This window comes from Endozoicomonas sp. ONNA2, from assembly GCF_024606365.1.
In the GTDB taxonomy this organism is placed as follows: domain Bacteria; phylum Pseudomonadota; class Gammaproteobacteria; order Pseudomonadales; family Endozoicomonadaceae; genus Endozoicomonas.
The window spans coordinates 46767-52802 of record NZ_JAHHPO010000066.1 but is presented as its reverse complement, the minus strand read 5'-3'; the positions used below and the strand labels follow the sequence as shown (position 1 = coordinate 52802).

General features: G+C 44.4%; 5 protein-coding genes. 2 read left to right on the top strand and 3 right to left on the bottom strand.

What is annotated here, in order from left to right; translation table 11 throughout:
• Window positions 1-120 precede the first annotated feature (120 nt).
• Window positions 121-1338 carry a dicarboxylate/amino acid:cation symporter gene (locus tag KDK14_RS01190; RefSeq protein WP_257263187.1) on the bottom strand — a complete coding sequence of 406 codons (1218 nt, stop codon included), beginning with the start codon at window positions 1336-1338 and terminating at the stop codon, window positions 121-123.
• Window positions 1339-1585: 247 nt separating this feature from the next.
• On the opposite strand from KDK14_RS01190, the gene ansA reads away from it, so the two are divergent.
• Window positions 1586-2599 (top strand): asparaginase, encoded by a 1014-nt coding sequence (gene ansA / locus KDK14_RS01185; protein WP_257263186.1) that lies wholly within the window; start codon window positions 1586-1588, stop codon window positions 2597-2599.
• Window positions 2600-2756: 157 nt separating this feature from the next.
• On the opposite strand, the gene KDK14_RS01180 is transcribed toward ansA, so the two are convergent.
• Window positions 2757-3959, bottom strand: a complete 1203-nt coding sequence (locus tag KDK14_RS01180) for an ankyrin repeat domain-containing protein (RefSeq protein WP_257263185.1) — start codon at window positions 3957-3959, stop codon at window positions 2757-2759.
• A gap of 58 nt (window positions 3960-4017) precedes the next feature.
• Complete coding sequence (locus tag KDK14_RS01175) at window positions 4018-5199, bottom strand: ankyrin repeat domain-containing protein (RefSeq protein ID WP_257263184.1); 1182 nt, start codon at window positions 5197-5199, stop codon at window positions 4018-4020.
• A 163-nt stretch (window positions 5200-5362) separates the two neighbouring features.
• Between KDK14_RS01175 and KDK14_RS01170 the strand changes: the two genes are divergently transcribed.
• Entirely contained in the window at window positions 5363-5983 is a 621-nt protein-coding gene (locus tag KDK14_RS01170; protein ID WP_257263183.1) for a hypothetical protein, read from the top strand.
• Window positions 5984-6036 lie beyond the last annotated feature (53 nt).

Here is a 6036-nt window from a genome sequence, read left to right as displayed (position 1 = left end):
ACGATTTTTAATCGTTTAAAATCAAAATGTTACCAAGGGGTGGTGAAGGTCGGTTATGATCTCTGTAACTGCAAACCAGTCAAGTGCCCCTGTCTGAGCGACCCTGTCTAAGCGACCCTGTCAAGCCACACTACTTTCAGACTCCTGCTTATCATTGTCACTGTTAAGCCCAAGGCTCTGGCATAGCCTTGAAAATACAATGGCAAAGGCCCCGTTTCCGCTGACATTCATGGCGGTACCAAAGGGGTCAAATATCATATAGACGGCGGTAATCAGGCCGAGCATCTCATCTGAAAAGCCCATCAAACTCTGCAATATTGGCCCTACCACGAGAATGACGCCCCCCGGCACAGCCGCTACGGAAAATTTGGCCAACGCATAATAAAAGCCAAAGATGGCAAAACTTTGCAGGTCAGGCATTGGCATATTGAAAGTATTCAGTGTCACCAATGCCAGAATGGTCAAACCGATCGCACTGCCAATGGTATGAATATTGATAGTGGCAGGCACGATGGTTCTTGCCATGATCGGGTTGCCAATATTTTTTTCGGTACTGTCTATTAAAACCGGCATAGTGGCTGCGCTGGAGACCGTGCTTAATCCCGTTAACCATGCAGGAAATACGTTGCCTACGTAGGTCATAAAAACCGGGAATGAACACTTTGCAGCCATAAAAAAGTAGATAAACAAGTAGGCCAGCTGGGAAACAATAACCAACAGCAATATCCTGCCATAAGCAGAGATAGCCTGGCTCAGGATACCATCAGCGTGGAGTTTGTAAGCAAATCCGAGGATGAAGAAAGGCAGTATCGGAATAAAGAGATGTTTCAGGAACCAGCTGGAAACATCACCGGCTTTGCAGGAAAGCTCCCGTAGCCGTTGTATATCCAGCAGATTCACCACCATGCCTGCAATGAAGCCCACAATCAAGGCATTCATGTTTGTGAACAGAGGGGGCAATTCAAACACCCACATGGTGTGCAGACCACTGCCATCAAGAGCATCAAGCGTGATAGGCATTGATATCAGCGGCACCATAATACTGCCAATGGTATAGCCGGTAAAAATGGCCGTGATATTGGAAACAAAGACCATCATGATCAGCAATAGGGCAAACAGCAGGGCATTCTTACCCATTCTGGCGAGACATGAAATCACAAAGCTGAACACAATAAACGGCAAGACAAAAACCAACAGGGACTTGATGGTCAGGCTCAGGGAGAAAAAAAATGACTTGATGTCATAGTTTATCCATGAGTCCGTCAGAAAAGGAATTAACAGCACCACCAGCAGTAAAGCTGGCAGTTTGACGTTGGCAATAAGCTCAATAATTTTCACGGAATCCCTCTTCCATAGTTATCAGACTGGTTATGAAGAAAACATAGACTTTTTTTCTGTTTCGTCAAAATAGGACAGCCCTCTCACCCAGAAAATTCACAAATTTGAACAAAAGTTCCAAAAAATTATGTCACCGCATTGCCCTTCATTTTTTCGTAAAGGCTCCTGGTGCAGTGGTAGACTGGATCAAAGTCCATCAACCAATGACCATCGCCGATACCCTTTGCGGCCTTAATCAGGAAAATTCATGAGCAAAAAAATCTACGTTGCTTACACCGGTGGAACCATTGGCATGCGCCCTTCGGATTCCGGCTATGCGCCGGGTGGCAATCTGATGGGACTGCTGGAAGATAAACTTTCTCCTGAAGTGATGGCCAGCCTGCCAGAGTTCCAACTCTTTGAGTACCCTCAGCTGATTGACTCCAGTAATATCCGTCCGGATAACTGGCAGCATATCGCCAGTGATATCGCCAGCCGCTATGCACAGTTTGACGGATTTGTTGTCTTGCACGGTACCGATACCATGGCTTACTCCTGCAGCATGATCTCTTTTATGCTGCAAAACTTACACAAACCGGTTATTTTTACCGGCTCGCAGATTCCTCTGTGTGAAGCCCGTACTGATGGCCTGGAAAATCTGGTTGGCGCCCTGACCATGGCGGCTGATGAGCGAATCAAAGAGGTTTGCCTGTATTTCAACGGCCGCCTGTTACGTGGCAACCGCTCCAGTAAACTGAACGCCTATCTCTTTGATGCCTTTGACAGCCCCAACTACCCCTGGCTTGGCCGGGAAGACATCCATGTGGAACTCAATGAAACGCTCCTGTGGCAGCCAAAGGAAGCAGAAACGTTTCAGCTGGTATGCGACAGTGAGACCCATGTCGGCATTGTGCAGCTATTCCCGGGCATTAATGCCCAGTGGATGGCGTCTGCACTGAATCAACCCATGGATGCGTTTATCTTGCGTACGTATGGTACAGGCAATGGCCCTGATGCTGATCTCGCACTGCTGGACACTTTTGTCCGGGCAACGACCTCAGGCAAACTGATTGTTAACCTGACCCAATGCCACCGGGGTACGGTTCACCAAGGTAGCTATGCCGCAGGATCAGCACTTGCCAAAGCAGGTATTGTGGGTGGACTTGACACTACAACAGAAGCGATGTTCTGCAAGTTACACCACCTGTACTCTCTGGGCATGAATAGTGAAGAAGTGAAAGTACAGCTCAGTGTCAGTCTGGCTGGCGAGGTGTCAGTCTGACGTTTGCTAACACAGCTCAAACGCCAGCAGAATTGAACGACGATTTCTGATGATTTTAAAACGGGGAAAACTTCTGATTCCAAGGAGTGAAGCGGAGCTATTTACCGAACAAAAACCCGATTTTTAGACCAATTTGCTGCAATCCTTGTTATGGGCACTATTCTCGGACAGCCTCCTGGTGGACATATTCTTTGAGCTTTTTTTTAAGAATTTCAGGCAACGGGAGACTTTCAATGGCTTTACCAGGTTTTTTATTGTGGGATATATTTCGTGCAATTATACCTAATGACAAGTCTTTCAGGCTTCCACCTCTGCCCCCTGTGCCACTAATTACTTCCATGGTCCTCAATATTGCTTGCTTAAGTAGCTCATGTGTCAACACCACAATATCACCGGGAACATTTAAATGACGAGCGATGGAGTCGAGAACACCTCGATCATCAATGTTTCTTACATTCTGCACAACTTCATCAGAAACTCTACACCCCATCAACAGCAGCGCCCTAAGCCAACGGTAATTGTAGTTACCATTTTTATAAAAAATGTTTGCGCCACGTCTTATCTCTAAATAACAGGATAATAAAGAATATTTTCTCCCCATCCATACCACGTTTTCTAAATCTGCCCCATACTTGGCCATGACTCTCAATGAGTGTTCAAAAGAACATTCTTCCGATCTTAATGTATTAACGGAATAAAATAGTAAATTTACAATAGGAGAACAATTCAAAAACTCCCTGTTAACATCAATTCCATTTTTTAAACAAAACTCGATGCCCGTAAAGTAACGCCGTATGACCACATACTCAAAAAACATAAACAATAGTTCTTTATCAATGGGGCAGCCATTATCTATTAGTTTCTGAGCAATATCGTAGTGACGATTTAAGTAAGCTTTCTCTAAAAAACAGGGAATCGACTCATCATGCACTAATACATCAGGACTGGCTCCGTTATCCAGCAAGACATGAACAATATCAAACATATGATACTTTACAGCAAGAGCCAAAATCGAAATATTGTTCGCTTGACAATTCGGACTGACGCCTTCAGCCAAACATCGTACAACCTTTTCGTAATCACCTGAGGAAACAGCCTTGATCAGTTGTTCTTCACCACATTTCACCCGGGTCTTAAAACTATTATTTTTAACATCCCGCTCACCGACTGATCTGTATTCACACCCACCCGGAGAAGGAAGAAAATGTGAGACACAGCTTTCCAGGTTGTTTCTAACCGGTATGCCAGCGAGTCGGCACTCTTCTTCCGGGGGTGGGCCTGACAATTCAACCGAGCATAAATCATTAACCGACACTGAATGACTATTCGGTGAAATCTGATTATTTATATGACCATTCATACTTAAGCCTCATCAAACATTCCATAGTTCCTGAAAACCAAGATTTATTTTCAGCTATTCAGGGTCTGCCAAATTCTTTAAGCCTTGTTTTAACAATTGCAGGCAATGGGAGACTGTCAATGGCTTCATCAGGTTCTCTATGGTGGGATACATTCCATGTAATCACACCCGATGATAAATCTTTCAGGCTTCCACCTCTGGGTGAGCTACTCATTATTTTTATTGCCCTCAATATTTTACGCTGAAGCAGCTGAAGTGGTAGCACCTCAATATCACCGGGAACATTTAAACCACGAGCAAGCATGTCGAGAACACAATGATTACGTATTTTTCTTAGTTTTTGCACAACTTCATCAGAAATTCTACACCCTAACAACAGTAACTCCCTGAGCTGATAGAAGTTGTAGTTATTCACAAAATTGCGTGAATCACTTTTTAGCTCAAAATAACAGGATAATAAAGAAAATTTTTCCCGATTCCATACTACGTTTTCTATATCTGCCCCATAATTGACCATGACTCTCAATGAGCGTGCAAAAGAACATCCTTCGAATTCAACAACAGCAACGGATCTCCATAGTAAATTGACAATAGGAGAGCAATCCCAATATAACCTGTTAACATCAATTCCATTTTTTAAACAAAACTCAATGCCAGTACTTTCACGCCTGGTAACCATAGACTGAAAAAAATTCCACAATCGTTCTTTATCAATGGGCTGGCCATTGTCCAATAGTTTCTGAGCAACGTCGTAGTGTCGATTTTGGTAAGCCTTCTCTACAAAACCGGGTACCGACGGATCATATAATAAAAGAGCAGGATTCGCTCCCTTTTTCAGCAATATCCGTACAATGTCAAAATTCACGTTCTTAATGGCAAGAGCCAAAATCGACATATTGTTCACATGGCAATTCGGACTAATGCCTTCAGCCAAACCTCGTTTGACCTCTTCGAAATTACCTGAGGAAACCGCCTTGATCAGTTGTTCTTCACCATATTTCACCCAGGTCCTGATACTATTGTTTTCAACAATATCCCGCTCACCGATTGATCTGTATTGATATCCACCAAAAGAAGGAGAGATATGTGCGACACATGGTTCAGGATTATTTTTAACCAGTATTCCAGCGAGCCGACCCTCTTCTTCCGGAGGTGAGCCTGGCGATTCAACCGAGCACAAATCATTACCCGACAATGAAGGGCTACTCGATGCAATCTGAATGGTAAAGTTATTATTCATGTGATTCGAGACAGGTGAAACAGTTGAGAGTTCAAAAAAAAATTACATTTATTTTTAGCTACCTGCTCCCGCTGCTGTGCGCAAAAAAGTCATATGAACTTTTGCCAAAAAATTCTGTCAAAACATAAATCAGCGAGATAAATCAGCGAGAAGGTTTTGAATAATGCTGACTACACAAAATATCCCCAGACAAACGACCGACCCGAAAGTCTGTTGTGATGGAGGTTACCTGTGCGGGGAACTTGCGGGCTGTGGCTTTGGTATTTTCAAAGGGGTCAATGTCACTGCCTGTACTTGCACAACTTGTATCAAAGACTGTTGCTGCTGTCTGGTCAATCTTAATCAAACAGACTGCGTGGGCAAATTCTGTGCAATGACCTGCAAGTTATGCGCTTGCTCCGGCATCACCACAGGAATGGCAGTAGCTGGTGGGTTAACAGGGGCATTGAGTCTTGGCTCTTTAGGGTATGCTTGTGCAAACCAGGAACAGCGATCACGCTATTTTTCCAATGATGGCTACCTACTGGCCGAATCCCTGTGTTTTTTGAAAGCTACTTTCTCTGACAGCCACAATACTTATTGCCCGGCTGATCAGGAAGAATCAGCGTCAGGCAAGGATTCCGGAGTAATTGATAATGAGCCCTTGCCAAACAATACTCATTTGCCTGCATCTTTGGACTCAATGGCTCCCCCTCCCCATCCACCACTTTACGAACACCTGGACCACGCGCCGCCCGCTTATGAAGAGGCAATTAACCCATCACGCAACGGTGCCCGTGAATGACACAGCCCATATCGCATCAAAAACCAGTTTAAGGATATAATCCCCACCGGTAA

Coding starts and splice junctions, on each gene's coding strand:
- KDK14_RS01180 (WP_257263185.1), bottom strand. CDS start 3,959: ATGAATGGTCATATAAATAATCAGATTTCACCGAATAGTCATTCAGTG.
- KDK14_RS01170 (WP_257263183.1), top strand. CDS start 5,363: ATGCTGACTACACAAAATATCCCCAGACAAACGACCGACCCGAAAGTC.
- KDK14_RS01175 (WP_257263184.1), bottom strand. CDS start 5,199: ATGAATAATAACTTTACCATTCAGATTGCATCGAGTAGCCCTTCATTG.
- ansA (WP_257263186.1), top strand. CDS start 1,586: ATGAGCAAAAAAATCTACGTTGCTTACACCGGTGGAACCATTGGCATG.